The organism is Phenylobacterium glaciei, from assembly GCF_016772415.1.
In the GTDB taxonomy this organism is placed as follows: Bacteria; Pseudomonadota; Alphaproteobacteria; order Caulobacterales; family Caulobacteraceae; genus Phenylobacterium; species Phenylobacterium glaciei.
In genome coordinates this window covers 2,246,071-2,272,237 of the sequence record NZ_JAGSGD010000001.1, presented here as the reverse complement: position 1 = coordinate 2,272,237, position 26,167 = coordinate 2,246,071, and the positions used below count along the sequence as shown (strand labels likewise).

The window sequence follows — 26,167 nt, the reverse complement described above, 5'->3', positions numbered from 1 at the left end:
TTTTTAGGCAATTGTTGCGGCGCCGTAAAGCCTAGACAGGACATGATCGCCCTCTAAACAACGTGGCCATGAACTTTTCTGCCGTCATCGTCGCCGCAGGCTCTAGCACCCGGGCCGGTCCAGGAGCACCCAAACCCTGGCGCAGCCTGGGGGGACGGCCGATCCTGCGCTGGTCGGCGGAGGCCCTGGCCTTGGCCGGAGCCCGAGAAATCATCGTGGTCACCGCCGCCGAGCGCGTCGCGGATGCAGATGAGGCGCTCGCTGGATTAACGGGCTGGAGAGCCGTCGCCGGCGGCGCCACCCGGGCTGAGTCGGTCCAGGCCGGCCTCGCCGCCCTGTCGTGCGCCGATGATGACGCGGTGTTGATCCATGATGCGGCGCGGCCCTTCGTGACGTCCGCCCACGTCCGGCGTCTGCTGGCGGCCCTGGCCGACGCGAACGGCGCGGTCCCCGCCCTCCCCGTCGCCGATACCCTGAAGCGCGGCGCGGAAACCGTGACCGACACCGTTTCCCGCGACGGCCTCTGGCGCGCCCAGACCCCGCAGGCCTTCCGCCTGCGCACCCTGCGCGACGCCTATGCCGCCTGGCCGGCCGACGCAGAGCCCACCGACGACGCCGCCGTGGTGGAGCAGGCTGGGGGCAAGGTCGCCCTGGTGGCCGGCGATCCCCTGCTGATGAAGCTGACCTATCCGGAGGACTTCGCCATGGCCGAGCAATTGGCGGGCGGCCGGCGGATCGTCCGCACCGGCTTTGGCGTCGACGCCCATCGCTGGGGCCCAGGCGAAGCCGTTTGGCTCTGCGGCGTGAAGATCGACCACGACCAGACCTTGATCGGTCACTCCGACGCCGACGCAGGCCTGCACGCGCTCACCGACGCCATCCTGGGCGCCATCGGCGAGGGCGACATCGGCCAGCACTTCCCGCCCACCGACCCGCAGTGGAAGGGGGCGTCCTCCGACCGCTTCCTGGCCCATGCCGCCGGCCTGGTGACCGCCAGGGGCGGCGCGATCCTCAATGTCGACGTCACCCTGATCTGCGAGCGCCCGAAGATCAGACCGCACCGCGACGCCATGCGGGCCCGGCTGGCCGAGCTGCTGGACTTGCCGTTTGACCGCGTCAGCGTGAAGGCCACCACGACCGAGGGCATGGGCTTCACCGGCCGTGGCGAGGGCCTGATGGCCCAGGCCGTCGCGACGGTCGAGACGCCGGCCTAGGGCAACCAGCTCCAGCGTTCCTTGAAGCGGCCATAGAGCGCGCCGACCAGATTGGTGTAGTCGTCGGTCCAGGGCCGCACGAGGACCGGCTCGGTCGGTTTCCAGCGCGGATCGGCGGCGAAGGCGGCCAGCGCCTTGTCGTTGCGCGCCACGATCAGGGCGTCCTCCGAGGACTCCCACAGCATGGGCGCGGTCTTGGCCGCGTCGTGCCGCTGCAGCAGGGCCTCGCCTCCCGCTGCATAGGCCACCGCCATCGCCGGACTGCGCAGATCCAGGTTCCGGTTGGAGAGGTGCAGGATCAGCACCCCGTCGGGCTTGAGGTGGGTCAGATAGCCTTCCATGGCCTCCACGGTCAGCAAGTGGGCCGGCACGCTGTCGGAGGAAAAGGCGTCGATCAGCAGGATGTCGAACTGGCCCTTGGCCTGCTTGGCCAGCGTCAGGCGGGCGTCGCCCAGCACATAGTCCACCTGCCCTTTGGCGCACTCCGTCGTGTAGCTGAAGTGGGCCGGATCGGTAGCGATGCGGATCACCAGGGGATCGATCTCGAAGAAGGTCAGGTGATCACCGGGCCTTGTATAGGCCGCGACCGCTCCGGTCCCCAGGCCCACCGCGCCGATGCGCAGGGCGGGCTTCTGGGCGCGCCGCTGCATGAAGACCTGACCGATCGGCGTCTCCGCCGCGTAGTAGACCATTGGCTTGCACCGCCAGCGCGGGTCCTGGGCCTGGGCGCCGTGCAGGGTGGTCCCGTGGGACAGCATGCGCACCTGGCCGCCCAGGGACGGCAGAGTCAGCTCCGACTGTCGGACCACGCCGAAGAAGCTGCGCCAGCTCTTCAGGACATCAATCTTGTCGCCAGACCCCTCCGCCCCCAGCGAGATGATGGCGATCAGGCCGAAGAACACCAGGCCCCGCGAGCGCACTAGGAAGGCGCAGACCACGGCGGTGGCCAGGAACACCTTCACCAACATCAGCATCAGGTCGTGCCCGGTCATGGTCAGGATCGTGGCCTTGGCGATCTCGGCGTTATAGGCGGCCATGGTGGCCAGCGGCGCTCCGGCCGCGGCCAAGCAACCCAGCGCGAAGAGCACCCAGTGGGCCGGCTCCACCTTGCGGTCGCCCCACGGTCGCACCAGGCAGGCCAGGGCCAGGACCAGGGGATATTCCCAGACATTGTTGAAGATCACCGGGGCCAGGAAGGCGTTGAACCCGCCGCCCAAGACACCCCCGAGCGACATCAGGAGATAGAACTCGGTGAGATGGCGGGGCGTGGGCCGACGCGCCACCAGGGCCTGGTGGCACATCAGCGCCGTCAGGAAGAAGGCCGAGAGGTGGACGAACAGCTGCAGCAGCAGGCCACTGGAGGCGAAGGGCAGGATCGAGGCGCAGGCGGCGACGGCCGCGGCCTGCAGGATCAAGGTCGTCTGCTCCGACATGGCCGGTTTGGCGGAGAAGGCGATAATGAAGGTGATCAGATAGAGGGCCAGCGGCACGACCCAGATGAAGGGCGCTGAGGCCACGTCGGTCGTCAGGTGGGTGGTCACCCCCATCATCAGGCTGGACGGGATCGCCGCCAGCACCACCCAGGTCAGCCGGTTGCGCCAGGTGGGGGCGGGGTCATCGGCCTTGGCCGTCTCTCTCGCGGGCGCGGTCTGGCCGGCCGTGCGGGTGACAAAGACCATTAGGCCGCCCATCAGCAGGATGAAAGCGCCGTAGCCCAGGCTCCACCCCACGGCCTGACCTCTGAGCGTAGAGAGCGGCTCCACCAGGATCGGATAGGCCAGCAGGGCGATCAGGCTGCCGAGGTTGCTGGCGGCGTAAAGGGCGTAGGGCTCCGACCCGGTGTCGGCATGCAGGGTGCGGGCGTGCCAGGCCTGGACCAGGGGGGCGGTGGCCGACAGCACTGCGAAGGGGGCGCCGATGGTGACGGTCAACACCCCCAGCAGCCAGAGGGCCGGATGGTCAGAACTCGGCGCGCCAAAGACACCGGTGACATGCAGAGGCAGGACCAGGGCTGCGAGGACCAGGGCTCCGAGATGGATAAGGGCCTGGCTGCGGATCGATCTCACCCGCTGCAGAAGGTGGGCGTACCCATAGCCCGCCAGCAAGGCGGTCTGGAAGAAGGCCAGGCTGGTGTTCCAGATCGACGGTCCGCCGCCCAGCAGGGGCAGGACCAGCTTGGCGATCATCGGCTCAACCAGGAAGACCAGGGTCGCGCTGGCGAAGATGGTCACAGCGAACAACACCGGCGAGCGGGCCGCGGCGGAGGTGGCGGCGTCGTCCTGGGTGCTCATGGTTCGAATCGTCTTGTGTCTGAGGTCGCGGCGATGTTGTGGTCTCGCTTCACCCTTGCCTAGCTGTGTCGGAGTCGCGCGCCCATGTTTTCCCTCGAGATCGAGACCCTCGCGCGCCTGCTCATCGACGAGGCGCGCGAGCGCAACCTGCGCATCGTCACCGCCGAAAGCTGTACCGGCGGCTTGGTGGCCGGCGCCATCTGCTCGATCTCCGGGGCGTCGGACGTCTTCGAGCGCGGCTTCGTCACCTACACCAACCGCGCCAAGCAGGAGCTGTTGGGCATCCCTGGCGACCTGCTGGCCGACCTGGGCGCCGTGTCCGAGCCCGTAGCCCGCATGATGGCGGAGGGCGCCCTCGAGGCGTCGAACGCCCATATCTCAGTGGCGATCACCGGGGTCGCGGGTCCGCACGGCGGCACCTCGTTCAAGCCGGTGGGCACGGTGCACATCGCCACGGCGCGCACCAACCACGGCCTGATGCACCGCCAGGAATTCTTCCAGTACGAGACCCGCTCGGAAATCCAGCTGGCCGCCGTGCAGGTCGCCTTGCAGGCCCTGCGCGGCCGGATGACCTGAGGCGTCGGCCTAGCCGTAGAGCGCCTTCGCTCGGGCCTCGAAGCACGCCATCAGCTTGTCGACGGCGGAACTGAAGTTGGAGGTCAGCAGGGCCGACAGCATCCGCGACTTGAACTCGAAGTCGATGTCGAACTCGACGCGGGTCCCCTCGCCTTCCGGCTCGAACCTCCACTGGTTGCGCAGGCTCTTGAACGGCCCTGAGATCAGACCAACGTCGATCTGGCGGCTCACGGGATCGCGCCGGACGCGGGTGGAAAACGTCTCCTTCAGGAAGGAGAACCCGACCTTGGCCTCGGCGTCGGTCCAGCTCAGGCCCTGGCTGTCGGTGCGGCTGTTCCAGGTGCGCATGCCCACGATCCACGGCACGAATTGCGGATAGGCGTCCACGTCCCCCACCAGGGCGAACAGCCGGTCGGGGCTATAGGGCAGCGTCCGGGTGACGTGGTGGCGCAAGACCTAAGCGGCGTCCTTGGCCCGGCGCGCCGCCTGCAGCTTGGCGAAATCCTCGCCCGCATGGTGGGACGAGCGGGTCAGCGGACTGGCCGAAACCATCAGGAAGCCTTTGGCCCGGGCGATTTCCTCATAGGCGTGGAACTCGTCAGGGGTCACGAACCGGTCGACGGCGGCGTGCTTGCGGGTCGGTTGCAGATACTGGCCGATGGTCAGGAAATCGATGTTGGCCGAACGCATGTCGTCCATCACCTGCATGACCTCTTCCTTGGTCTCACCCAGGCCGACCATCAGGCCCGACTTGGTGAACTGCTCAGGGTCGCGTTCCTTCACCCGCTCCAGCAGGCGCAGGGAATGGAAGTAGCGGGCGCCCGGCCGGATCGACAGATAGAGCCGCGGCACGGTCTCCAAATTGTGATTGAAGACATCGGGCTTGGCGTCGATCACCAGCTCGGCGGCCGAGGTTGGCTTGCGAAGGAAATCCGGCGTCAGGATCTCAATCGTGGTGCCGACAGCCTGGGCGCGGATCGCGCGGACAACTTCAGCAAAGTGCGCCGCACCGCCGTCGGCCAGGTCGTCGCGGTCCACTGAGGTAATGACCACATGCTTCAGGCCCATCTTCACCACAGCGTCGGCGACGCGGGCCGGTTCGGTGGGGTCCAGCGCCTGCGGCTTGCCGGTGATGACGTTGCAGAAGGCGCAGGCCCGGGTGCAGGTGTCGCCCATGATCATCATGGTGGCGTGGCTGATGGACCAGCACTCGCCGATGTTCGGGCAGGCGGCCTCCTCGCACACCGTGGTGAGCGCATGTTCCTTCACGATGGCCTTGGTGGCGGCGTAGCCGGGCGAACCGGGCGCGCGGACGCGCAGCCACTCGGGTTTGCGCAGCATCGGAGTATCCGGCCGCGACTGCTTTTCCGGGTGCCTCGGCCTTGCGCCGGTGAGGGTGTCGATGACGGTCGCCATGCCCCCTAGATCGGCGTTCGGGGCCTCTGGATCAAGCCACGATTGAGCGGCCTTGCGCCACAGCGGCGATCTGGGTTCAAAGACGGCATGGTCCGCGCGCTGGCAGTCGCCGCTTTGCTCCTGTTGCTCGCGGCGTGCGGCCGTGGCGACCTGATGGGCCCGTTCGCCGAAAGCCAGGCGCCGCCGGCCCTGAGCCCGCGCTTCTATCCGCCGGAGGGCTGGGCCTGGGGCTTCATCCAGACCGGCAACAAGCCGACCCAGCGCTACGGCGTCGCCGCCGGCTGGCGCGCGCCCAAGGCCACCGTCGTGATCCTGCCCGGCTACGGCGAGTCGGCCGAGGCCTGGTTCGAGACCGCCAGCGGCCTGATCCGCCGCGGCTACACCGTCTGGATCCTGGACCGCGCCGGCCAGGGCGGCTCGGCCCGCTACACCATGCCCCGCGACCTGGGCTTCGTTTCGAGCTTCGATCCGGACGTCGCCAACCTGCGCGCCCTGGTCCGGGTGGTGATCCGGCCGCCGGAGACTTCGCCGCTGATCCTGCTTGCCCACGCCGACGGCGCCGTGGTCGCGTTGCGGGCCGTGGAGACCGGTCTCGCGGTCGACGGTGTGATCGTCTCCTCGCCCGACGTCGCCGCGAAGGCGGTCAGCACTGATTCCGCCCAGGCCCTCGCCGGTCGCGCCGGGCTGGGTCGACTGCCTTCCACCGACTGGCGGCCTTGGAGCCGGTCGTCGCCGGACGCCAGGGGCCAGGGCCTGACCCACGACGTGTGGCGTGGGCGAGTGCAGCAGGCCTGGCAGACCGCCAATCCCGACCTGCGCATGTCGAGCGCCAGCCTGGGCTGGCGCGGCGCGCACCAGGCGGCCAGCCGCGCCGTGGAGGCGAATGCGAAGGCGGTGAAGGCAGATGTCCTGATGCTGCTGCCCGACAAGACTACCAAGGAGGCCCTGGCCCTGTGCAAGGGCCTGCCCCATTGCCGGTCGGTGGCAGTACCCGGCGCCTTCGCGGCGCTGCATCTCGAACAGGATCGTTTCCGGCGGCCCTGGCTGGACCAGATTACCGGCTATATCGCCGCCAAGGTGGACAGCGAGCGGGCCGCGGAGGTCGCCCCGCCGATCGGAGCAACCCCTGTCCCGGCCCCGGTTTCAGAGGAAAATGCTCCGCCTGCGCCGTGAAACCGCCTCACGGTTTGTAACGTATCCTTGCAATGGCGACCTCGGACGATAGGCTTGCGTTCCAAGAACCGGCGATCCGATCGGGGAGGTCTTCGCCTTTGTCGCGTACATTTGATCCGCTTGAGAGCCAGCAGACCCTGTTCGGCGCTCTGCTCGCCGCCCGTACTCAGTTCGGCGCGAAGAAACCGATCCTGGAGGACCAGGAACGCAATCCGCTGTCCTACACCGACCTGATCCGCGGAGCCTTCGCGCTCGGCCGGAAGATCGCGGCCATGACGGAAAAGGGCGAGCGGGTCGGCGTCATGCTGCCGGCCAGTTCCGCAGCCATCGTCACCTTCTTCGCCCTGCACGCCTTCGGGCGCATTCCCACCATGCTGAACTTCACGTCCGGCATCCGGAACCTGAAGGGCGCCTGCAAGCTGGCTGGGGTGAAACGGGTGCTGACCTCGCACCGGTTTATCGAACAGGGTCAGCTCCACGACCTGGTGGACGCCTTGGATGACGTCTCCACCGTCACCTACCTTGAGGACGTGCGGGAAAAAATAGGCCTGACCGACAAGCTGTTCGCCGCCACCGCCGGGGCCTTCCCCAAGGCCTTCCTGGCCGAGACCAAGCCAGACGATCCTGGCGTGATCCTGTTCACCTCCGGCAGCTTTGGCGTACCGAAGGGCGTTGTGCTGAGCCAGACGAACCTGGTGGCCAACGTCTACCAGATCGCCGCCCACATCCCGCTGGATCCGGACTGGGTGATGTTCAATCCGCTTCCGACCTTCCACTGCTTTGGCCTGACCGGCGGCGCCCTGCTGCCGATCCTGACCGGCATGAAGGCCTTCCAGTATCCCTCTCCGCTGCACACCAAGGTGATCCCGCCGCTGCTGAAGGACTCCAAGGCGTCCATCCTGCTGGCCACCGACACCTTCCTGAACCAGTACGCCCGGGTCGCCGAGTACGACGAACTGGCCAATCTGAAGTTTATCGTCTGCGGGGCGGAGAAGGTTCGCGAGGAAACCCACAACCTGATCCGCGACAAGTTCGGCGACGTGCCGGTGCTGGAGGGCTACGGCGCGACCGAAGCCGCCCCGGTGATCGCGGTGAACAAGCCCATCGACAACCGACGCGGCACGGTCGGCGGTCTGCTGCCGGGCATCCAGACGCGCCTTGAGCCGGTCCCCGGCATTCCAGGCGGCGGCCGCTTCTATGTGCGCGGCCCCAACGTGATGAGCGGCTACCTGCGCCCGGACGGCACGGTCGAGCCCCTGATCGACGGCTGGCATGACACCGGTGACGTCGTGGACATCACCGACGATGACTGGGTGACCATTCGCGGCCGCGTGAAGCGCTTCGCCAAGATCGGCGGGGAGATGGTGTCCCTGACCGCGGCCGAGGACCTGGCCGTCGCCGTCTGGCCCGACAACCGCCACGCGGTCATCTCCATGCCCGACGCCCGCAAAGGCGAGCGCCTGATTCTCGTCACCGACCGCATGGACGCCGACTCCACGGCGCTGGTGGCCCACGCCAAGACCATCGGCGCCTCGGAACTGAACGTGCCCAAGAAGATCATCAAGGTGCCGGAGGTGCCCGTCCTGGGCACCGGCAAGACCGACTACGTCGTCATCCAGCGCATGGTCGAGGCTGAGGGCCGGCGCGCCGCGTGACGCCTACCTAGGGACAAGCGCCAGCATTGGCGCGCGGGAGGACACCATGCCGAACCTCGACATCTGGGCGCCCCGTGTCCTCAGCCTGCTGCGGATCATCGCCGCCCTGCTGTTCCTCGAGCACGGCCTGATGAAGGTGTTCAATTTCCCCGCCGCCCAGGAGGGCGCGCCCAATCCCCTGCCCGTGATGCTGGTTGTGGCTGCCGGGCTGGAGATCGTGGGTGGGGGTCTGGTGGCGCTGGGGCTCTTCACCCGGCCGGTGGCCTTCCTTCTGTCGGGCCAGATGGCGATCGCCTATTTTCTGGCCCACGCGCCCGCCAGCTTCTACCCCGCCCTCAACGGCGGCGAGCCTGCGATCCTGTTCTCCTTCGTCTTCCTGTACCTGGCCGTGGCCGGCGGCGGGATCTGGAGCCTCGACGCCTTGGTTCGTAAGCGGCCCTAATCAGGGCTTGGCTGCCGTGGGGGAGCCGGGTTCATGCTGGTTTTCAGAATCGCAACTCGTCTTGAGAGGAATACGCCATGGCCGAGGCCTGGATCATCGACGTCGCCCGCACCCCGCGCGGCGTCGGCAAGCCTGAGAAGGGCGCCCTGTCCGGCGTCCACCCACAGCGCATCCTGTCCACGGTCCTGAAGGCCCTGGCCGAGCGCAATAACCTCAACACCGCCGACATCGACGACGTGATCGCCGGCTGCGGCACCCAGTTCGGCAAGCAGGGCTCCTGCATCGCCCGCATGGCGGCGCTGGACGCCGGCTACGCCAACGAGGCGGCGGGCATGTCGCTGGACCGCTTCTGCGGCTCTGGCCTGACGGCGGTGAACCTGGCGGCCATGGGCGTGATGTCCGGCGCCCAGGACCTGGTGGTCGCCGGCGGTGTGGAGTCCATGTCCTATGGCGCGACCCTGAAGCGCCCTGTCGGCCCGACCCTGGACTCCGGCAACGAGCACCTGCGCGGCATCCACCCGCAGCCGCACCAAGGCGTCTGCGGCGACGTGGTGGCGACCCTGGAAGGCTTCACCCGCGAGGACGTCGATGCGCTCGCCCTGGAAAGCCAGCGCCGAGCGGCTCACGCCATCGCCAACGGCTATTTCGACCGCAGCCTCATCACCGTCTACAACGACGACGGCAGCATCGCCCTGGACCGCGAGGAGTATCCCCGCGCCGGCACGACCGCTGAAGGCCTGGCCGCCCTGAAGGCCGCCTTCGCCAGCCTCTATGACTTGCCGCTGGACGAACAGGGCCTGTCGTTCCGCAAGCTGGTGGAAGCGACCTATCCCGACCTGAAGATCAACCACGTGCACCATGCGGGCAACTCGTCGGGCGTGGTGGACGGCGCCGGCGCCGTGGTCATCGCCTCACCGGAATATGCCCGCGCCCACGGCCTGAAGCCGCGCGCCAAGATCCGCTCGGTGTCGACCGCCGGCGATTCGCCGGAGCTGATGCTGAACGCGCCGGGCCCCGCGGCCCGCAAGGCGCTCGCCAAGGCCGGCATGACCATGAAGGACATCCAGCTGGTGGAGATCAACGAGGCCTTCGCCGTGGTGCCGTTGAAGTTCATGCGCGACCTGAACGTCGATCCGGCCATCGTCAACGTCAACGGCGGGGCCATCGCGCTGGGTCACCCCATCGGGGCGACGGGGGCCATGATCCTGGGCACCCTGCTGGACGAGATGGAGCGCCGCGACCTCTCGGTCGGCATGGCCACCCTCTGCGCCGCCGGCGGCATGGCGCCGGCCGCGATCATCGAACGCATCTAGAGCGCGCCACCAAGGGCTGGGCCGGAGAGGCGCATGATCGCGCCCCCGGCCCACAACCCCGCCAGCAGCAGCACGACACCCCAGACGACCCGCATCGCATAGGGCCGGCTTCCCGACATGAAGGCCGCCGGAACCTTCACGGCCATGTTGGTGGTGAGGCTCAGCAGCACGGCGGTCGCCGCCGGCCCTGCGGCCAGGCTGCCGTTGGCGTTCAAGGTCGCCATGGAGATCGCCGCCGCATGGGCGTCGGCGAGGCCCAGGACCGCGGCTCCCGCCAGCGCGCCCGGCGTTCCCAGCCAGACGACCAACTGCTCCGACAGCAGGCTGAAGCCGCTCACCAGCGCCACAAACAGCAGAACGGTCAGGCCGTTGAAGGCGCGGCCGGCTGGCGTCACGTCGTCCGCCTGCTTGGGCGCGCCGCGTAAGAGCCAGGCGGCGTAGAGCAGGATCAGCCCGGCAGCCAGCCCCAACGGCAGCGCCAGGACCGTCAGCAAGGCGGGGCTGACGGCGCCGATCAGGGCGGTGAGATAGCCGAGGCTCCCCACCAGGGAGGCGACGGCGCCCGCGGCGCTGGCAGAGGCCGCAGCCGGGGCTTCGCGTGACCTGCCGCCCATGGCCACCACGGCGGCGGTGCTGGACACCAGGCCTGAGGCGAGGCCGGCGACCAGGAGACCATATCGCGCGCCCACCAGCCTCTGGGCGACGTAGCCGACCGCGCTCAGCGCCATGGCGACCACAGCCAACCGACCCAGGGTGAAGGGATTGAGCAGGCCGTAGGGATCGACCGGTCGGTCGGGCAGCAGGGGGAGGATAACGACGGCGGCGATCGCGAAGGTCAGGCCGTCGCGCAGGTCCTGGTCGGATATCCGCTCGCGGACAAAGTGGTGCAATTGCATGCGAAAGGCCAGCAGGGCCGCCACCACGATCCCGACCTCCAGGGCCAAGACCGGCTTGGCCGGCGCCAGCACACCCAGGACATAGGTCGCGATCAGCGCGACCTCTCCGGTCAGGCCGGGATCGCCGCGCTCGCCCAGGGCATAGGCGATCAAGACGCCAAACCCGACCAGCGCTCCGACGAGCAGGATCAAGTGACGGTCGCCGAAGGTGGCGGTCAGCCCGCCCAGCAGGCCGACGAGGGCGAAGGTGCGCAAGCCGGCCGGCGACCGCGCAGGGCCATCGCCCTTACGCCGCTCCCGCTCCAGACCGATCAGCAGGCCGATGGCCAGGGCGATCAGCAGGGGCCATTCCGGCCTGTCGAGCATCGAATCCGCCCCCGGCCGCGCTATATATGCAGAACCCGCCCATAGGCGTCGAGGGTGGCCTCGTGCATGGCCTCGCTCATCGTCGGGTGCGGGAAGACGGTGGCGATCAGTTCGGCTTCCGTGGCTTCCAGGGTCATGGCGAGCGCGAAGCCCTGGATCATCTCGGTGACCTCGCCGCCGATCAGGTGAGCGCCGAGCAGGGCGCCGGTCTTCTCGTCGAAGATGGTCTTTACGAAGCCCTCGGTCTCGCCCGAGGCGATGGCCTTGCCGTTCACCCGGAACGGGAAGCGGCCGATCTTGACGGCGATCCCCTTCTCCTTGGCGCCGGCCTCCGTGATCCCCACCGAGGCGATCTGGGGCGTCGAATAGGTGCAGCCCGGGATCGGGGCGTTGAGGTTCGAGGGCGCGAGGCCTGCGATATGCTCGATGCAGTGGACGCCTTCGTGGCTGGCCTTATGGGCGAGCCAGGGCGGACCGGCGACATCGCCGATGGCGTAGAGGCCGGGCACGCCCGTGCCGCCGTGGTCGTCGGTGACGACGTGGGTGCGGTTGATCTTCACCCCCAGGGCTTCAAGGCCCATGTCCTCGACATTGCCGACGATGCCGACGGCGACGATGGCCACCTCGGCCTCCAGGGTTTCGGACTTTCCGCCGCTGCTGGTCGTCACGCGGACGCCGCCCGTTTTCGGCTTCTCGACCTTCTCCACCTGGGCGCCGACGCGGAACTTCATGCCGCGCTTTTCGAAAGCTTTCCGGGCGGTTGTGGAAACTTCCTCATCTTCCACCGGAAGGATCCGGGGCAAGGTCTCGATGACGGTCACCTCGCCCCCCAACGCCCGGTAAAAGCTGGCGAATTCGATGCCGATGGCGCCTGATCCGATGACGATCAGCGATTTGGGCGCCGACTTGGGCGCCATCGCCTCCCGGTAGGTCCAGATGCGGTCGCCGTCCGGCTCCAGGCCGACGGCGGGAATGGTGCGGGCCCGGGCCCCGGTGGCCAGAATCACGTGCTTGCCGGTGAGCGTCCGCGCACCGCCGGCCTTGAGGGCGACGACGACCTTGGGCGCAGGGCTTCCCTTCTCAAGCTTGGCGGTCCCCTCCACCACCTCGATCTTGTGCTTCTTCATCAGGAAGGCGACGCCGGCGTTCAGCTGGGCGGCCACCTTGCGGGAGCGCTTGATGATACCGGTGAAGTCGAAGGAGGCCTTCTCCACCTTGATGCCGTAGTCGGCCAGGTGGGAGAGCTGCTCATAGGCCTCGCCGGTCTTCAGCAAAGCCTTGGTGGGGATGCAGCCCCAGTTCAGGCACACCCCGCCCAGGGCTTCCTTCTCGATGATGGCGGTCTTCAGACCCAGCTGGCTGGCGCGGATGGCGGTGACATAGCCGCCGGGGCCCGAGCCGATGATGATGACGTCGAAGGAATCAGCCATCAGAGCAGGGCCTCGATCGCGCTTTCCAGCGACTTGGGTTCGACCGTGGGGGCGAAGCGGTCGACCACCTGGCCCTTACGGTCCACCAGGAACTTGGTGAAGTTCCACTTCACATTGGCGGTGCCCAGCACCCCCTTCTTCTCCTTCTTGAGATAGGCGAAGAGCGGGTGGGTCTTGGGTCCGTTGACGTCGATCTTGCTCATCATCGGGAAGTCGACGTCGTAGGTCAGCGAGCAGAAGCTGGCGATCTCCTCAGCGTTGCCCGGTTCCTGGGCCCCGAACTGGTTGCAGGGGAAGCCCAGCACCACCAGACCGCGGTCCTTGTACTTGCTGTAGAGCGCCTCCAGCCCCTCGTACTGGGGGGTGAACCCGCACTTGGACGCCGTGTTGACGATCAGGACCACCCTGTCGCGATAGGTGGAGAGCGGTGTCGCCTTGCCGTCCAGGGTCTCGGCGCTGAAGTCGTAGATGCTCATGGTCCGCCCCTAGACGATCATCGTAATGGGATCTTCGATCAGGACCTTGAAGGCCTGCAGCCAGCGGGCGCCGATGGCGCCGTCGACAACCCGGTGATCGCAGGTGAGCGTCACGGTCATCACCGTGGCGACGGCGAGCTGGCCGTTCTTGACGACCGGCCGCTGTTCACCGGCGCCCACCGAGAGGATGGCGCCCTGAGGTTCGTTGAGGATCGAGGAGAAGGCCTTGATCCCGAACATCCCCAGGTTGGAGACCGAGAAGGTGCCGCCCTGGAATTCCTCGGGCTTGAGCTTTCGGGTGCGGGCGCGAGCCGCCAGGTCCTTGGCCTCGGTGGCGATCTGGGCCAAGCCCTTGGTCTCGGCCGCCCGGATGATCGGTGTGATCAGCCCACCATCGATGGCCACGGCCATGGCGATGTCGGCGTGGTGGTGCATCGCGATGCCTTCGGGCGAGTAGGAGGCATTGGCCTCTGGCACCTGCTTGAGGGCGATGGCTGCCGCCTTGATCACCAGATCGTTGACGCTGACCTTCACCCCCTGCTTTTCCAGCATGGCGTTGATCTTGATCCGGCCGGCCAGCAGGGCGTCGATCTCCAGGTCGATGGTCAGCGGGAAGTGCGGCACGTCGCGGAAGCTCTCGGTGAGCCGGCGCGCGACGGTCTTGCGCATGCCGTCCAGCGGGACGAGGTCGTAGGACCGGTCCGGGATGCCCATCTGGGCCAGGCTCTGGACCTGACGCGGGGCTGAGGTGGCCACAGCGCCGCCGGCGCTGGTCGGGGCCCTGGCGGCGCCCGGGGTCGCACTTTCGACATCGCGCTTGATGATGCGTCCGTGAGGGCCGGAACCCGTGAGGGCCGACAGGTCGAGGTTCTTCTGGGCCGCGATCCGGCGGGCCAGCGGCGAGGCGAAGACGCGCGTTCCCTGCCCTTCTCCCCTTGCGGGAGAAGGTGGCCGGTCGGAGACCGGTCGGATGAGGGGTTGCGCTCCCGCCTCCGCCTTGGTGGCGACGGGCTTTCCTGAGGATTCTGAGAGACCCCTCATCCGACCCTGCTCCGCAGGGCCTCCTTCTCCCGCAAGGGGAGAAGGAGTCGGGAACGCCACCTCGCCCTCGCCGGAAAGCTTCGCGATTGGCGAGTTGACCTTCACGTTCTCCGTGCCCTCGGGGACCAGGATGTCCTCGATGGTCCCCTCGTCGACGGCCTCGACCTCCATGGTCGCCTTGTCGGTCTCGATCTCGGCGATTACGTCGCCGGACTTCACCACGTCGCCTTTCTTCACGTGCCACTTGGCAAGCGTCCCCTCCTCCATGGTGGGCGACAGCGCGGGCATCAGGATCTCGATCGACATGGGTCAGGCGCTCGGGCGGTTGTGGGGGGCGCAGGTGCGCGTCATGACGGCTCCAGCGACAGATGGGCGAGCTGGTCGGCGTTGGCCTCCCAGTTCTGACCGTCGAAGGCGGTCAGGTCGAGGGTCGCCGCCTCGTCCAGGCAGCGGGCGTTGACCGACCAGCCGTCCGGGTTGGACCGTGGGCGATAGAAACTCTTGATGCCGCATTCCGAGCAGAACAGGTGCTTGGCCACCCGACTGTTGAAGGTGTACTCGGCCAGCCGCTCCATGCCCTTGGTCACGCGGAAGCGGCTCTCGGGCACGATGATGTGGATGAAGCCGGTCTTGGCGCACATCGAGCAGTTGCAGCTCTGGGCCTCGACAACCTGCGGCAGGGCCACCTCGAACCGCACGCCGCCGCAGTGGCAGCCCCCCGCCCGCCAGGTGAACGGGTCGGGGCTCATTTGTAGGTGACCGCCTTCACCGCCTTCACGATCTTGTCGACCGAGGGCAGCGCCAGCGCCTCCAGGTTGGCCGCGTAGGGCATGGGGACGTCTTCCTGGTGCACGCGGCCCGGAGGGGCGTCCAGGTAGTCGAAGGCGTGCTCCAGCACCCGCGCGATCACCTCGGCGCCGACGCCCATGGGGCCCCAGCCTTCCTCGACGGTGACCAGGCGGTTGGTCTTCTTCACGCTCTCGACGATGGTCTCGTGGTCCAGGGGCCGCAGGGTGCGCAGGTCGATAACCTCGGCCTCGATGCCCATGCCTGCCAGCTTTTCGGCCGCTTCCAGGGCCAGGCCCACGGCGCGGGAGTGGGCGGTGATGGTGACGTCGGTCCCCTCGCGGCGGACCTTGGCCTTGCCGATGGGGACGACCCAGTCGACGTCAGCCGGCACATCGAACTCGACGCCGTACAGCATCTCGTGTTCGAGGAAGACCACGGGGTTGGGGTCGCGGATCGCGGCCTTCAGCAGGCCCTTGGCGTCGGCGGCGTCATAGGGCACCACCACCTTCAGGCCGGGAACCTGGGCGTACCAGGCCGAGTAGTCCTGGCTGTGCTGGGCGCCCACCCGGGCCGCGGCGCCGTTGGGACCACGGAACACGACCGAGCATTTGATCTGGCCGCCGGACATGTAGAGCGTCTTGGCGGCGGAGTTGATGATGTGGTCGATGGCCTGCATGGCGAAGTTGAAGGTCATGAACTCGATAATGGGCTTCAGGCCCGCCATCGCCGCGCCGACTCCAAGACCGGCGAAGCCGTATTCGGTGATCGGGGTGTCGATCACCCGGCGCTCGCCGAACTCCTCCAGCAGGCCGCGGGAGACCTTGTAGGCGCCCTGGTACTGGGCGACCTCCTCGCCCATCAGGAAGACGGTGTCGTCCTTGCGCATCTCCTCGGCCATGGCGTCGCGCAGGGCGTCGCGGATGGTGGTCTTCACCAGCTTCACGCCTTCGGGCAGCTCGGGATCGCGCAGGGCGGACTTCGGCGCCGGAGCGGCTTCAGGTTCAGGCTGCGCCTCGGCCGGCGCCTTTTCGGGCGCGCTGGCGGTGGGGGTTTCGGCCTTGGGAGCCTCGGCTTTCGGGGCCGGCGCGGCGGTCCCGCCCTCCCCCGACAGCCGGGCGATGGGGGTGTTGACCTTCACCTCCTCGGAGCCTTCAGCCACCAGGAGTTCCTCGATCACGCCTTCGTCGACCGCTTCGACTTCCATCGTCGCCTTGTCGGTCTCGATCTCGGCGATCACGTCACCGGACTTGACGGTGTCGCCCACCTTCACGTGCCACTTGGCCAGCGTGCCCTCTTCCATGGTGGGAGACAGGGCCGGCATCAGAATGTCGGTCACTGAGCAGCCTCCAGGTAGACGTCGGTATAGAGTTCGGAGGGGTCGGGCTCGGGCGAGGTACGGGCGAATTCGGCGGCGTCGGCGACGATCTTCTTCACCTCGGCGTCGATGGCCTTCAGCGCGGCCTCGTCGGCCCAGCCCTTCTTCTCCAGCAGTTCCTGCAGGTGGTCGATAGGATCACGGGTCTTGCGGACCTCGTCGACCTCCTCGCGGGTACGGTACTTGGCCGGGTCGCTCATGGAGTGGCCGCGGTAGCGATAGGTCTTCATCTCGAGGATGTAGGGACCGTTGCCCGAGCGGGCATGATCGGCGGCCTTCCGGGCGGCGGCCTGCACCGCCATCACATCCATGCCGTCAACCTCCTCGCCCGGAATCCGGAACGAGGCGCCGCGCTTGTAGAGGTGGGTTTCCGAGGACGACCGCTCGATGGAGGTGCCCATGGCGTACTGGTTGTTCTCGATCACATAGACGACCGGGAGCTTCCAGATCGTGGCCATGTTGAAGCTCTCATAGACCTGGCCCTGGTTGGCCGCGCCGTCGCCGAAATAGGTAAAGGCGACCTTCTTGTTGCCCTTGTAGTGGTTGGCCAGCGCCAGGCCGGTGCCCAGCGACACCTGGCCGCCGACGATGCCGTGGCCGCCGTAGAAGTCGGCCTGCGTCGAGAACATGTGCATCGACCCGCCCTTGCCCTTGGACGAGCCGGTGAAGCGGCCGGTGAGCTCGGCCATGACTTCCTTCGGGTCCATGCCGCAGGCCAGCATGTGGCCGTGGTCGCGGTAGCCGGTGATCACCTGGTCGCCGGCCTCCTTGATGGACTGCACGCCGACGGCGATGGCTTCCTGGCCGATATAGAGGTGGCAGAATCCGCCGATCAGACCCATGCCGTAGAGCTGCCCCGCCCGCTCCTCGAAACGGCGGATCAACAGCATGTCGCGATAGAACTTCAGCAGGGATTCCTGGGTCATGGGGTCGTTACTATCATCAATGACACCGGTGTCATTCTTCTTCCGCTTGGAAGTCGAGCTTGCCTGCCCGCGCGCCATTCGTTTCTCCGTGGAGTTCGCCACTTGGGCCTCGTTCCCGAGTCAGTCGTCCTGATGAGCGTCATCGCTTCAGGTCGAAGCGACAACGCTTCAGACCCTAGGTTAGAGCCCGACGGTCGCCAAAGCCGGTGTCAGGCTCTGGCGGTCGGCCTCTAGAACGAACGAATCCGCCCTACGGCTTCACCCGGATCACATAGTCTCTCGGGTCTGCGAAACCTAGCAGGGAACGGGCCCGTTCTTCCAGCAGATCAGCCGAAAGACTCGTGTCGCGCAAAAGCCGGGCGCGGGCTTCGAGGTCCTGCCTCTCGACGCGCACCTTGTGCAACTCGCTGATCTTGGCGGCCAGGGCGGCGTCACGAGCGTCCGAGGACAGAAGGCCCCGATCGCCCGTGAAGGCGTGGAACCCGAAATAGAAGATCAGGAAGGCCAGGGCGGCGGTCGGCAGATAGGGGCGAATACTTGCGAGCACGGGCCTGGAATCAAAAGCGTTTCTGACCGCGCCAATGTCGCGCTTCATGTTTAACATTGCGTTGCGGTCAAGCTTGAACGGCGCGAGCCAACCGTCGCATTGGACTGGGTTTATCCGGCTCCGCCCGAGACGGCTCAGGCTGCGACCCCAAAGATCGCCCCCACGCCCGCCGTCAGGGCCATGGCCATGGCGCCCCAGAAGGTCACCCGCGCCACCGCTTTCCAGATCGGCGCGCCGCCGGCCCGTGCGCCCACCCCGCCCAGCAGAGCCAGGAACGCGATGGAGGCGCCGGAGACCGCCGGCACAAGCACAGGCAAGGGGGTGACGATGGCCATGACCAGCGGCAGCGCCGCGCCCGCCGAGAAGGTCAAAGCCGAGGTGAACGCGGCCTGGACGGGACGGGCCGTGGTCATCTCGGAGATGCCGAGCTCGTCGCGGGCGTGGGCGCCCAGGGCGTCCTTCGCCATGAGTTGCCGCGCCACCTCCTTGGCCAGACCGGGCTCAACGCCGCGGCCGGCGTAGATGGCGGCGAGTTCGGCGAGTTCGAGGTCCGGCTGGGTGGCCAGTTCCCCCTGCTCCCGCGTCATGTCCGCCCGCTCGGTGTCGGCCTGCGAACTCACGGAGACATATTCCCCAGCGGCCATCGACATAGCCCCGGCCACCAGGCCCGCCACCCCGGCCACCAGGATCTCGCTGCGCCCCTGGGCCGCGGCGGCGACGCCGACGATCAAGCTGGCGGTGGAGACGATGCCGTCATTGGCGCCCAGGACGGCGGCGCGAAGCCAGCCGACCCGTTCGATGAGGTGCATTTCGCGGTGCGATTTCGACATGGCGGGCCCTCGATGCGACTGCAAGCTTAGGCTTGTCTTGGGTGTTTGACCCACAGCATCCGCTGCAGGGTCCCGTCGCGATCGATCACCAGATGCTTCAGGGCTCCGGCGACATGCAGGGCGATCAGGGGCCAGAACAGCTTGGTGGCCGCGCCGTGCACCTCCTCGGCGGCCTCGCGCAGCCAACCGATCCGCACCGGGAATGGGCTCGGGATGGCGAAGAGGTCGAAGACCTGGATCGGCCGGGCGGCTGACCACACCGCCAGCGGGCCGGTGACCAGGAGGACGGCGATCATCAGCAGGAACAGGCCCTGGACCGCCATGGCCGCCCGGTGAAGCCAGACGTTGGACTCCAGGGCGCGCGGATGAGGCTGCGACAGGCTCCACAACAGACGGGCGCCTAGAAAGCTGAAAAGCAGGACGGCCACCGAAACGTGGAGGTTCTGGGCCGCGATCTTGGCGGCCCGGTCGGGCGCGTCCTCCATCTGGTCGCCCAGGAAATAGAGCGCCGTGACGCCGACGGCGCTGATCCAGTGCAGGGCGATGGCCGCCCAGCCGTAGGCGGCGCGGGTGTTACGAAGCGACATGGCGGCGGACTCCGGGGTTCCGGAGCCCTCTTGCCTGGGGAATCCCTGCGCCGCCTTGACCAGGGTCAAAGTCGGCGCGGCGACCCTAACGGCCCTTCAGCGCGGCGCGGCCGAGATAGACGGCCTGGTCGCCGAGCTCTTCCTCGATGCGCAGCAGTTGGTTGTACTTGGCGGTGCGGTCGGAACGGGCGAGCGAGCCGGTCTTGATCTGCCCGCAGTTGGCGGCGACGGCCAGGTCGGCGATGGTGCTATCCTCCGTCTCGCCCGAGCGGTGGCTCATAACCGAGGTATAGCCGGCGCGGTGGGCCATCTCCACGGCGTCAAGAGTTTCCGACAAGGTCCCGATCTGGTTGACCTTTACCAGGATCGAGTTGGCCAGGCCCTTGTCGATGCCCATGGCCAGGCGCTTGGGGTTGGTGACGAAGAGGTCGTCGCCGACGATCTGCACCTTGGCGCCCAGCTTGTCGGTCAGCAGCTTCCAGCCGTCCAGGTCATCCTCGCTGCAGCCATCCTCGATGGTGACGATGGGGAACTGGGACACCAGGTTGGCCAGGTAGTCGACCATGCCGGAGGGGTCGAGGGTCTTGCCCTCCCCGGCCATCACGTACTTGCCGTCCTTGAAGAACTCGGTGGCGGCCACGTCGAGGCCGAGCACGAAGTCACGGCCGGCCTTGTAGCCGGCGGCTTCGCCAGACTTGACGATGAAGGCCAGGGCCTCCTCCGCCGTGGCGATGTTGGGGGCGAAGCCACCCTCGTCGCCGACATTGGTGTTGTGGCCGGCGGCCTTCAGAGCGCTCTTCAGGCCGTGGAAGATCTCCGCGCCCATGCGCAGGCCCTCGGCGAAGGTGACCGCCCCGGTGGGCAGGATCATGAATTCCTGGATGTCGATCGGGTTGTCGGCGTGGGCGCCGCCGTTGATGATGTTCATCATCGGCACCGGCAGGACGCGGGCCGAGACGCCGCCCACATACTTGTAGAGCGGCAGGTCGGCGGCCGTCGCCGCGGCCTTGGCCACCGCCAGGCTGACGCCGAGGATGGCGTTGGCGCCCAGGCGCGACTTGTTGGGGGTGCCGTCCAGTTCGATCAGCAGGGTGTCGAGGCGGCGCTGGTCCTCGGCCTCGAAACCCGACAGCGCGTCGTAAATCTCGCCGTTCACGGCGTCGACCGCCTGCAGGACGCCCTTGCCGCCGTAGCGGCTCTTATCGCCGTCCCGCTTCTCCACCGCCTCGTGGGCGCCCGTGGAGGCGCCCGAGGGAACGGCGGCCCGGCCGATGGAGCCGTCTTCCAGCACCACGTCGACTTCGACCGTCGGGTTGCCACGGCTGTCGAGGATTTCACGGGCGGTGATGTCGACGATCTCGGTCATTGCAGTCCCCGGGTGGGCATTGAGATAAGGCGCGCGACCCTTATCCAGCTTCGGCCTCGGGGGCAAATCCTGCGAGCGAGGCGCACGGTCGCGGCGGCCCCAAAATTCGCCAGTCCCCAATTTGGGGCGACCGGCGCACCTTGACCTTGGGGGCTACGTCCAGGGAGAACGCAGATGACACCAAGGCTCAAAGTTGGACTGAATATCGCAGGCTTCGCCAGCGCCTTGGCGCTGGGAGCCCTGATCGGCCACGCCACCGCGGCTCAGCCGCAGATGGAGGCGGCGCTCGACGCCCTGCAGGGGGCCCGCTCGCATCTGGTGGAGGCCAACAGCGACAAGGGCGGCCACCGTGGCGCGGCGATCCGGGCCACCGACACCGCCATCGCCGAGACCCGCGCCGGCATGCGTTACGCCGGCTACTAGGTCGGGCTAACCGCCCAAGGCAAAGCCACCCGCCGCGGATCCCGCAGCGGGTGGCTTTTTGATCTTCAAGCTGCAGACGCCGCAGGCCCCGAGGGGCCGGCGGGAAAGACGGCTAGTCTTCCTTCGGCGTGATGACCTGGCGGCCCTTGTACATGCCGGTCTTCAGATCGACGTGGTGCGGGCGCTTCAGTTCGCCGGTTTCCTTGTCTTCGACATAGGAATTGGCGCCCAGGGCGTCGTGACTGCGGCGCATGTTGCGACGCGAGGGGGAAACTTTGCGTTTCGGAACGGCCATGGGAGAATCTCTCAGGCGTGGAAATGGAAGCGGCGGCCCCGGGGCCGCCGACGTGAGCGCGGGTGTATGACGCAAACCCCGATTCGTTTCAAGCGCCCTGGACGAAAGCTTTCGCCAGCCGCTTGGGCGCCACATTGACCCAGGCCATCCTCATCAGTCCAGAGAGGGCCCCAGGGTCCAGGTTGGCGCACTGGACGACCGTCCAGCCGCTGCGGCCCCAATAGCCTTCCACGGGGCCCACGACGCCCGGATGGGCCTCTGAGAGGTTTTGCTGGTCCTCAGGATCGAGTTTCAGGGTGGCGCGTGGCTCGTCACCCATGGTGGCGAAGATCTTGCCCTTCACGCGGAACGAGGTGGAGTCGAAGTGCGGCTGCTCCTCCGCCTCGGGCAGGGCCAGCGCGATGGACCGGATATCGTCGCAGGTCAGCATGGGTCGAGCCTGACTCGGAAAACGCCGTTAGACCAGCCGGCTTCGATCCTTGGCCGCGCCGATGAAGCTGGCGAACAGCGGGTGCGGCTCGAAGGGGCGGCTCTTGAGTTCCGGGTGGAACTGAACGCCGATGAACCACGGATGGTCGCTGCGCTCGCAGATTTCTGGCAGCACGCCATCGGGCGAGAGGCCGGAGAAGGCCAGGCCGGTCTGCTCGATGCGGTCGCGGTAGTCGATATTCACTTCGTAGCGGTGCCTGTGGCGCTCGCTGATGGTCACGCCGCCATAGATCTCGCTGACCTTGGAGCCGGGCGTCAGGACGGCCTCATAGGCCCCCAGACGCATGGTGCCCCCCAGGTCATCGCCTTCCTTGCGGACCTGGCGCTCGTTGCCTTGGGTCCACTCGGTCATCAAGCCGACCACAGGCTCGGTCGTGGGGCCGAACTCGGTGGAGGAAGCCCCGTCGATGCCGGCCAGGTTCCGGGCCGCCTCGATCATGGCCATCTGCATGCCGAAGCAGACGCCGAAATAGGGAACCATGTGCTCACGGGCGAACTGGACGGCGCGGATCATGCCTTCAGAGCCACGCTCGCCGAAGGCGCCGGGCACCAGAACGCCGTGCACCTCGGTGAGGCGTTCGGCGATCAGGCCCTCTTCGCGTTCGAAGGCCTCGCCCTCGATCCAGTCGAACTTCACCCGCACGTTCTGGGCGACGCCGCCGTGGATCAGGGCCTCCACGAGGGACTTATAGGCGTCGGTGAGGCCGGTGTACTTGCCGACGATGGCGATGTTCACCTCGCCGTCCGGGTTGGTCAGGGTGTCGGAGATCGACTGCCAGCGCGACAGGTCGGGCGCCGGCGCCGTGTCGGCCATGCCGAACACGTCGAGCACTTCGCGGTCCAGACCCTGGGCGTGGTAGTCGAGCGGCACGTGATAGATGTTGGTCGAGTCCATCGCCTGGATGACGGCGCTCTCGCGAACGTTGCAGAACAGGCCGATCTTGCGGCGCTCACCCTCAGGAATCGGCATTTCGCAGCGGCACAGCAGGATATCGGGCTGGATGCCTATGGACCGCAGCTCCTTGACGGAGTGCTGGGTCGGCTTGGTCTTCATCTCCCCGGCCGTCTTGATGTAGGGCAGCAGGGTCAGGTGGATGTAGCAGGCGTGGCCGCGGGGCAGTTCCTGGCCCAGCTGGCGGATCGCCTCGAAGAACGGCAGGCCCTCGATGTCGCCGACCGTGCCGCCGATCTCAACCAGCACGAAGTCAACGCCCTCCCCCGGGTCCGACAGCACGAACTCGCGAATCTGATCGGTGACGTGCGGGATCACCTGGACGGTGGCGCCGTTGTAGTCGCCGCGCCGCTCTTTCTCGATGATGGTTTTGTAGATCTGGCCGGTGGTGATGTTGTCGGCCTTGGTGGCGTTCACCCCGGTGAAGCGCTCGTAGTGGCCGAGATCCAGGTCGGTCTCCGCGCCGTCGTCGGTCACGAAGACCTCGCCGTGCTGATAGGGGCTCATCGTCCCCGGATCGACGTTCAGATAGGGGTCGAGCTTACGAAGGCGGACCTTGTAGCCCCGCGCCTGCAGGAGCGCGCCAAGCGCGGCGGAAGCGAGACCTTTTCCCAAGGAGGAGACCACGCCGCCGGTGATGAAAATGTACCGGGTCATGGGCGTTCAGAGTAGCGGTGATTCGGGGCGTTGGCGCTCAGGTGATTCGCGAAAACCTGTTGAGGAGCGCAAAGGCCGCACCCTTCAAGCCATGGGAGATCTCGCCGCAGATGCGGCGATGAGGTCGGTTGGCCCATGAACACCTTGGATCAGGGGTTGGTCGGCGCGGGAGCGGCCGGCGACGTGGTCCCTTCGGCGTCCCCGGTGAAGGGGTTGCGGACCTGAGGGGTCGGCGCGGTCAGCGGCGCGGGGGCCGAGCTGGGGCTGACCGGCGCCGGTTGGGCCGGCTGGTTCAGCTTGTTGGGGTCGATGGCGTCGATCTTCAGCCGGTCGACGACAGAGTCGGACGCCCGCTCGCGGCCCGACAGCAGGGTGAGCGCGAGGCTGAGGACAAAGAAGGTCGAGCCCAGGATCCAGGTGATGCGTGTCAGCAGGTCGCCGGCGCCGCGGGCGCTCATGAAACCGGACGGGCCGCCGCCCATGCCGAGGGCGCCACCTTCGGACCGCTGCATCAGCACCACGGCGATGAGACAGACACAGACGATGATGTGGATGGTGAGCAGGATGCCAAGCAGCATGTGTACGTCCGGTAGCCTCGGCCGAAGGAACGGAGCCGAAATGAAGCGCGCGCTCTACCACTGAGACGGACGCAAGGCCATAGCTAGGGCGTCGTACGTTCCGGGCAAGCCCATGATTCTCGAAACCGAACGCCTGAACCTCCGCCCCCTCGAGGTTTCCGACGCCGACCTGCTGTTCCCGATGATGAGCGACGCCGAGGTCATGGCCCACTGGGACGTGCCCGAGATGGACGACATCGACCTGATCCGCGCCATCGTGGCGGGCCAGGTGGAGGACATGGCCGCCAGCCGCGCGATGTTCTGGGCCATGCGCACCCTGGAGGGCGACGACTTCCTCGGCGTCTGCGACCTGTCGGATATCGACCGCTGGCACAAGCGGGCCGAGGTGGGGTTCATGCTGGGGCGGGGGGCCTGGGGCCAGGGCTATGGCCTCGAAGCCATGCGGACGGTTATCGCGCATGCCGCCTCCACCGGCCTGCGGCGGCTGACGGCGCGGACCCATTTGGGCAATCGCCGCTCCGACGCCCTGCTGGAGAAGCTGGGGTTCACAGAGGAGGGCTTGCTGCGCGGCCACGTCCTGCGCGACGGCGACCGCCGCGACTGCCGGCTGTTCGGCTTGCTGCTGTAGCTTGGCGGACTATCTGAGAGCCATGAGCGACCATCCGATCCAACTCGCCGGCTTCGACCACATCGTCCTGCGCATCCGCGACAAGGCGGCGATGATCGGCTTCTACACCGAGGTGCTGGGTTGCTTGGTGGACTGGGACAGGCCGGAGCTGGGGCTCACCCACCTGCGGGCAGGGGTGAACCTGATCGACCTGGTGACCTTGGACGGGCCGCTGGGCGCCATCGGCGGCGCGGGGCCGGGTCTAGAGGGGCGCAACCTCGACCATTTCTGCCTGACGGTGTCCCCGTTCGACGCGGCGGCGATCCGGGCGCACCTGGCGGCCCACGGCGTGGCGATCCGCGACGAGGGCGACCGCTACGGCGCGCATGGCGACGGGCTGTCGCTGTATCTGCAGGACCCCGAGGGGAACACCGTGGAGCTGAAGGGGCCCTAGCCTGCGGCTTCCGGCGCCCCGACGGGCGCGGCAGGCCCCCGCGCCGCCAGAATCCGGGCCTGGGTGCCCTGGCTGAGGTAGAGGAAATTCGCCGGCAGGCCGAGGCGTAGGCTGGCCTCACAGGGCGCGGAACCCGGGACCGGGATGCGGTCGGCAAGCTTGCCGGCCGCTTTTAGGGCGAGGCTGTCGACGGTCGTGAGGTCGTACTCGGGACCCAGGGCCAGCTTCTGGCGCACGAGGGGTGGCAGCAGGGACACCGAGGCTCGCGCCAGCGCCCGATGCAGGAACTTGGGCGTCCCCGGCGCGGCATGGCCCGACTGGATGATGGCCAGAAACTCGGTGACGATGGGGTGCGGCTCGAAGCGGGGGCCAAGCTTTTCCATCATGCCCAGGAAGTCTGCGGTGGATTTCGGCGAATATTGCACCCCGTAGAGCCGGGCGATCGGCCCCGCCTCCTCATAGAACCTGGTCTTCTCCGCCTCGGTCAGGGGCGAGACGAAGCGATCATAGGCGTTGAGAAAGCCATAGCCGGCGGTGGCGCTGACCCAATCCAGCAGCTCGACGTCGAGGGCGTTGTAGGCTTCGCCGGACGGCGTGGTCCCGGCCACCCGGCTGTGCATGTTGGTGACCCCTTGGATCACACGGCGCGCCGCGCTCTGGGGTCCATAGACCCCGACCATGGCCGCCACGCCGGTTCGCCTGGAGCGGCCGATGGGATCGACTTTGAAGGTCGAATGATCCCAGACCCCAGCCCGGATGCGGGCGTCGGCGAACTCCATCAGCACGGCGGCCACGCCGCCGACCGCCAGTGCGATAGGGTTCTTGTTGACCCGCCAATGGACCGAACCGGGCGCGAGATAGGCGGGCTCGCCAACGGGCTGGCCGTAGTCGATCTTCCAGCCGAGATAGGAGGTCATTTCGGTCACGGACGGACTCCATTGTGGCGAGGCGCTTCGATCCGGAGGATCGTCGCGATGCGGGTCCTTCGTTCAAGCTATCGAAT

At 67.5% G+C, this 26,167-nt stretch carries 28 protein-coding genes; 9 read left to right on the top strand and 19 right to left on the bottom strand.

Annotation, left to right across the window (positions count from 1 at the left end):
• The first annotated feature begins 68 nt into the window (after positions 1 to 68).
• A complete protein-coding gene (locus tag JKL49_RS11070; protein WP_215340507.1) occupies positions 69 to 1,214 on the top strand; it encodes a bifunctional 2-C-methyl-D-erythritol 4-phosphate cytidylyltransferase/2-C-methyl-D-erythritol 2,4-cyclodiphosphate synthase in 1,146 nt (381 codons plus the stop codon).
• Here the strand turns inward: JKL49_RS11070 and JKL49_RS11065 are convergent.
• Positions 1,211 to 3,505 carry a fused MFS/spermidine synthase gene (locus JKL49_RS11065; RefSeq protein WP_215340505.1) on the bottom strand — a complete coding sequence of 765 codons (2,295 nt, stop codon included), beginning with the start codon at positions 3,503 to 3,505 and terminating at the stop codon, positions 1,211 to 1,213. The genes JKL49_RS11070 and JKL49_RS11065 overlap by 4 nt on opposite strands.
• A gap of 84 nt (positions 3,506 to 3,589) precedes the next feature.
• Between JKL49_RS11065 and JKL49_RS11060 the strand changes: the two genes are divergently transcribed.
• Entirely contained in the window at positions 3,590 to 4,081 is a 492-nt protein-coding gene (locus JKL49_RS11060; RefSeq protein WP_215340498.1) for a CinA family protein, read from the top strand.
• A gap of 9 nt (positions 4,082 to 4,090) precedes the next feature.
• On the opposite strand, the gene JKL49_RS11055 is transcribed toward JKL49_RS11060, so the two are convergent.
• Positions 4,091 to 4,534 (bottom strand): type II toxin-antitoxin system RatA family toxin, encoded by a 444-nt coding sequence (locus JKL49_RS11055; RefSeq protein ID WP_215340496.1) that lies wholly within the window; start codon positions 4,532 to 4,534, stop codon positions 4,091 to 4,093.
• A 3-nt stretch (positions 4,535 to 4,537) separates the two neighbouring features.
• Positions 4,538 to 5,497: a lipoyl synthase gene (gene lipA, locus JKL49_RS11050; protein WP_215340494.1), complete on the bottom strand. Its 960-nt coding sequence runs from the start codon at positions 5,495 to 5,497 to the stop codon at positions 4,538 to 4,540.
• A gap of 87 nt (positions 5,498 to 5,584) precedes the next feature.
• On the opposite strand from lipA, the gene JKL49_RS11045 reads away from it, so the two are divergent.
• The 4 genes from JKL49_RS11045 to JKL49_RS11030 all read left to right on the top strand — a co-directional run bounded on the left by JKL49_RS11045 (position 5,585) and on the right by JKL49_RS11030 (position 10,080).
• Positions 5,585 to 6,670 carry an alpha/beta fold hydrolase gene (locus tag JKL49_RS11045; RefSeq protein ID WP_215340486.1) on the top strand — a complete coding sequence of 362 codons (1,086 nt, stop codon included), beginning with the start codon at positions 5,585 to 5,587 and terminating at the stop codon, positions 6,668 to 6,670.
• A gap of 98 nt (positions 6,671 to 6,768) precedes the next feature.
• The gene (locus tag JKL49_RS11040; RefSeq protein ID WP_249778074.1) at positions 6,769 to 8,325 is read left to right on the top strand and encodes an AMP-binding protein; all 1,557 of its coding nucleotides are present in this window, start codon (positions 6,769 to 6,771) and stop codon (positions 8,323 to 8,325) included.
• Between the two features lie 46 nt (positions 8,326 to 8,371).
• Positions 8,372 to 8,767 (top strand): DoxX family protein, encoded by a 396-nt coding sequence (locus JKL49_RS11035; RefSeq protein ID WP_215340484.1) that lies wholly within the window; start codon positions 8,372 to 8,374, stop codon positions 8,765 to 8,767.
• 77 nt (positions 8,768 to 8,844) lie between these two features.
• On the top strand, positions 8,845 to 10,080 hold the full coding sequence (locus tag JKL49_RS11030) for an acetyl-CoA C-acetyltransferase (protein ID WP_215340483.1): 1,236 nt from the start codon (positions 8,845 to 8,847) through the stop codon (positions 10,078 to 10,080).
• Here JKL49_RS11030 and JKL49_RS11025 read toward each other — a convergent pair.
• The 11 genes from JKL49_RS11025 to eno all read right to left on the bottom strand — a co-directional run bounded on the left by JKL49_RS11025 (position 10,077) and on the right by eno (position 20,709).
• Positions 10,077 to 11,342, bottom strand: coding sequence for an MgtC/SapB family protein (locus tag JKL49_RS11025; protein ID WP_215340482.1), 1,266 nt, complete (start codon positions 11,340 to 11,342; stop codon positions 10,077 to 10,079). The genes JKL49_RS11030 and JKL49_RS11025 overlap by 4 nt on opposite strands.
• Before the next feature lie 20 nt (positions 11,343 to 11,362).
• Positions 11,363 to 12,772, bottom strand: a complete 1,410-nt coding sequence (lpdA, locus tag JKL49_RS11020; RefSeq protein WP_215340481.1) for a dihydrolipoyl dehydrogenase — start codon at positions 12,770 to 12,772, stop codon at positions 11,363 to 11,365.
• A complete protein-coding gene (locus tag JKL49_RS11015; RefSeq protein WP_215340474.1) occupies positions 12,772 to 13,248 on the bottom strand; it encodes a glutathione peroxidase in 477 nt (158 codons plus the stop codon). The genes lpdA and JKL49_RS11015 overlap by 1 nt, the downstream gene beginning before the upstream one ends.
• 9 nt (positions 13,249 to 13,257) lie before the next feature.
• Positions 13,258 to 14,595, bottom strand: a complete 1,338-nt coding sequence (locus JKL49_RS11010) for a pyruvate dehydrogenase complex dihydrolipoamide acetyltransferase (protein WP_215340472.1) — start codon at positions 14,593 to 14,595, stop codon at positions 13,258 to 13,260.
• Positions 14,596 to 14,636: 41 nt separating this feature from the next.
• Positions 14,637 to 15,038: a GFA family protein gene (locus tag JKL49_RS11005; RefSeq protein WP_215340470.1), complete on the bottom strand. Its 402-nt coding sequence runs from the start codon at positions 15,036 to 15,038 to the stop codon at positions 14,637 to 14,639.
• A complete protein-coding gene (locus JKL49_RS11000; RefSeq protein WP_215340469.1) occupies positions 15,035 to 16,414 on the bottom strand; it encodes a pyruvate dehydrogenase complex E1 component subunit beta in 1,380 nt (459 codons plus the stop codon). Before JKL49_RS11000 ends, JKL49_RS11005 begins: the two co-directional genes overlap by 4 nt.
• A complete protein-coding gene (gene pdhA, locus JKL49_RS10995) occupies positions 16,411 to 17,457 on the bottom strand; it encodes a pyruvate dehydrogenase (acetyl-transferring) E1 component subunit alpha (protein WP_215340468.1) in 1,047 nt (348 codons plus the stop codon). The genes JKL49_RS11000 and pdhA overlap by 4 nt, the downstream gene beginning before the upstream one ends.
• Positions 17,458 to 17,629: 172 nt before the next feature.
• Positions 17,630 to 17,974, bottom strand: coding sequence for an FtsB family cell division protein (locus tag JKL49_RS10990; RefSeq protein ID WP_215906466.1), 345 nt, complete (start codon positions 17,972 to 17,974; stop codon positions 17,630 to 17,632).
• Positions 17,975 to 18,060: 86 nt separating this feature from the next.
• Positions 18,061 to 18,756, bottom strand: coding sequence for a VIT1/CCC1 transporter family protein (locus JKL49_RS10985; protein ID WP_215340467.1), 696 nt, complete (start codon positions 18,754 to 18,756; stop codon positions 18,061 to 18,063).
• A 26-nt stretch (positions 18,757 to 18,782) separates the two neighbouring features.
• Entirely contained in the window at positions 18,783 to 19,343 is a 561-nt protein-coding gene (locus JKL49_RS10980; protein WP_215340466.1) for a cytochrome b, read from the bottom strand.
• Between the two features lie 85 nt (positions 19,344 to 19,428).
• Positions 19,429 to 20,709 carry a phosphopyruvate hydratase gene (gene eno, locus JKL49_RS10975; protein WP_215340465.1) on the bottom strand — a complete coding sequence of 427 codons (1,281 nt, stop codon included), beginning with the start codon at positions 20,707 to 20,709 and terminating at the stop codon, positions 19,429 to 19,431.
• Positions 20,710 to 20,883: 174 nt separating this feature from the next.
• On the opposite strand from eno, the gene JKL49_RS10970 reads away from it, so the two are divergent.
• On the top strand, positions 20,884 to 21,132 hold the full coding sequence (locus tag JKL49_RS10970; RefSeq protein WP_215340464.1) for a hypothetical protein: 249 nt from the start codon (positions 20,884 to 20,886) through the stop codon (positions 21,130 to 21,132).
• A 112-nt stretch (positions 21,133 to 21,244) separates the two neighbouring features.
• Here JKL49_RS10970 and rpmF read toward each other — a convergent pair whose 3' ends face one another.
• From rpmF to secG, 4 genes are all read right to left on the bottom strand, one after another.
• On the bottom strand, positions 21,245 to 21,427 hold the full coding sequence (gene rpmF, locus JKL49_RS10965; RefSeq protein WP_215340463.1) for a 50S ribosomal protein L32: 183 nt from the start codon (positions 21,425 to 21,427) through the stop codon (positions 21,245 to 21,247).
• An 88-nt stretch (positions 21,428 to 21,515) separates the two neighbouring features.
• Positions 21,516 to 21,857: an MmcQ/YjbR family DNA-binding protein gene (locus tag JKL49_RS10960; protein WP_215340461.1), complete on the bottom strand. Its 342-nt coding sequence runs from the start codon at positions 21,855 to 21,857 to the stop codon at positions 21,516 to 21,518.
• Positions 21,858 to 21,884: 27 nt separating this feature from the next.
• A complete protein-coding gene (pyrG, locus tag JKL49_RS10955) occupies positions 21,885 to 23,525 on the bottom strand; it encodes a CTP synthase (RefSeq protein ID WP_215340459.1) in 1,641 nt (546 codons plus the stop codon).
• 149 nt (positions 23,526 to 23,674) lie between these two features.
• A complete protein-coding gene (secG, locus tag JKL49_RS10950) occupies positions 23,675 to 24,103 on the bottom strand; it encodes a preprotein translocase subunit SecG (RefSeq protein WP_215340457.1) in 429 nt (142 codons plus the stop codon).
• A gap of 112 nt (positions 24,104 to 24,215) precedes the next feature.
• Here secG and JKL49_RS10945 point away from each other — a divergent pair, with 112 nt between their 5' ends.
• Both JKL49_RS10945 and JKL49_RS10940 read left to right on the top strand, forming a co-directional pair.
• Positions 24,216 to 24,731: a GNAT family N-acetyltransferase gene (locus JKL49_RS10945; protein WP_215340452.1), complete on the top strand. Its 516-nt coding sequence runs from the start codon at positions 24,216 to 24,218 to the stop codon at positions 24,729 to 24,731.
• A gap of 22 nt (positions 24,732 to 24,753) precedes the next feature.
• Complete coding sequence (locus JKL49_RS10940) at positions 24,754 to 25,164, top strand: VOC family protein (RefSeq protein WP_215340451.1); 411 nt, start codon at positions 24,754 to 24,756, stop codon at positions 25,162 to 25,164.
• On the opposite strand, the gene JKL49_RS10935 is transcribed toward JKL49_RS10940, so the two are convergent.
• On the bottom strand, positions 25,161 to 26,081 hold the full coding sequence (locus tag JKL49_RS10935) for an oxygenase MpaB family protein (RefSeq protein WP_215906558.1): 921 nt from the start codon (positions 26,079 to 26,081) through the stop codon (positions 25,161 to 25,163). The genes JKL49_RS10940 and JKL49_RS10935 overlap by 4 nt on opposite strands.
• Positions 26,082 to 26,167: the final 86 nt, after the last annotated feature.

What these genes read in the sequence shown, in the direction of transcription:
- JKL49_RS11070 (WP_215340507.1), top strand. Translation starts at nt 69, where the DNA reads ATGAACTTTTCTGCCGTCATCGTCGCCGCAGGCTCTAGCACCCGGGCC.
- JKL49_RS11065 (WP_215340505.1), bottom strand. Translation starts at nt 3,505, where the DNA reads ATGAGCACCCAGGACGACGCCGCCACCTCCGCCGCGGCCCGCTCGCCG.
- JKL49_RS11060 (WP_215340498.1), top strand. Translation starts at nt 3,590, where the DNA reads ATGTTTTCCCTCGAGATCGAGACCCTCGCGCGCCTGCTCATCGACGAG.
- lipA (WP_215340494.1), bottom strand. Translation starts at nt 5,497, where the DNA reads ATGGCGACCGTCATCGACACCCTCACCGGCGCAAGGCCGAGGCACCCG.
- JKL49_RS11045 (WP_215340486.1), top strand. Translation starts at nt 5,585, where the DNA reads ATGGTCCGCGCGCTGGCAGTCGCCGCTTTGCTCCTGTTGCTCGCGGCG.
- JKL49_RS11035 (WP_215340484.1), top strand. Translation starts at nt 8,372, where the DNA reads ATGCCGAACCTCGACATCTGGGCGCCCCGTGTCCTCAGCCTGCTGCGG.
- JKL49_RS11030 (WP_215340483.1), top strand. Translation starts at nt 8,845, where the DNA reads ATGGCCGAGGCCTGGATCATCGACGTCGCCCGCACCCCGCGCGGCGTC.
- JKL49_RS11025 (WP_215340482.1), bottom strand. Translation starts at nt 11,342, where the DNA reads ATGCTCGACAGGCCGGAATGGCCCCTGCTGATCGCCCTGGCCATCGGC.
- lpdA (WP_215340481.1), bottom strand. Translation starts at nt 12,772, where the DNA reads ATGGCTGATTCCTTCGACGTCATCATCATCGGCTCGGGCCCCGGCGGC.
- JKL49_RS11015 (WP_215340474.1), bottom strand. Translation starts at nt 13,248, where the DNA reads ATGAGCATCTACGACTTCAGCGCCGAGACCCTGGACGGCAAGGCGACA.
- JKL49_RS11010 (WP_215340472.1), bottom strand. Translation starts at nt 14,595, where the DNA reads ATGTCGATCGAGATCCTGATGCCCGCGCTGTCGCCCACCATGGAGGAG.
- JKL49_RS11005 (WP_215340470.1), bottom strand. Translation starts at nt 15,038, where the DNA reads ATGAGCCCCGACCCGTTCACCTGGCGGGCGGGGGGCTGCCACTGCGGC.
- pdhA (WP_215340468.1), bottom strand. Translation starts at nt 17,457, where the DNA reads ATGGCGCGCGGGCAGGCAAGCTCGACTTCCAAGCGGAAGAAGAATGAC.
- JKL49_RS10990 (WP_215906466.1), bottom strand. Translation starts at nt 17,974, where the DNA reads ATGAAGCGCGACATTGGCGCGGTCAGAAACGCTTTTGATTCCAGGCCC.
- JKL49_RS10985 (WP_215340467.1), bottom strand. Translation starts at nt 18,756, where the DNA reads ATGTCGAAATCGCACCGCGAAATGCACCTCATCGAACGGGTCGGCTGG.
- JKL49_RS10980 (WP_215340466.1), bottom strand. Translation starts at nt 19,343, where the DNA reads ATGTCGCTTCGTAACACCCGCGCCGCCTACGGCTGGGCGGCCATCGCC.
- eno (WP_215340465.1), bottom strand. Translation starts at nt 20,709, where the DNA reads ATGACCGAGATCGTCGACATCACCGCCCGTGAAATCCTCGACAGCCGT.
- JKL49_RS10970 (WP_215340464.1), top strand. Translation starts at nt 20,884, where the DNA reads ATGACACCAAGGCTCAAAGTTGGACTGAATATCGCAGGCTTCGCCAGC.
- rpmF (WP_215340463.1), bottom strand. Translation starts at nt 21,427, where the DNA reads ATGGCCGTTCCGAAACGCAAAGTTTCCCCCTCGCGTCGCAACATGCGC.
- JKL49_RS10960 (WP_215340461.1), bottom strand. Translation starts at nt 21,857, where the DNA reads ATGCTGACCTGCGACGATATCCGGTCCATCGCGCTGGCCCTGCCCGAG.
- pyrG (WP_215340459.1), bottom strand. Translation starts at nt 23,525, where the DNA reads ATGACCCGGTACATTTTCATCACCGGCGGCGTGGTCTCCTCCTTGGGA.
- secG (WP_215340457.1), bottom strand. Translation starts at nt 24,103, where the DNA reads ATGCTGCTTGGCATCCTGCTCACCATCCACATCATCGTCTGTGTCTGT.
- JKL49_RS10945 (WP_215340452.1), top strand. Translation starts at nt 24,216, where the DNA reads ATGATTCTCGAAACCGAACGCCTGAACCTCCGCCCCCTCGAGGTTTCC.
- JKL49_RS10940 (WP_215340451.1), top strand. Translation starts at nt 24,754, where the DNA reads ATGAGCGACCATCCGATCCAACTCGCCGGCTTCGACCACATCGTCCTG.
- JKL49_RS10935 (WP_215906558.1), bottom strand. Translation starts at nt 26,081, where the DNA reads ATGACCTCCTATCTCGGCTGGAAGATCGACTACGGCCAGCCCGTTGGC.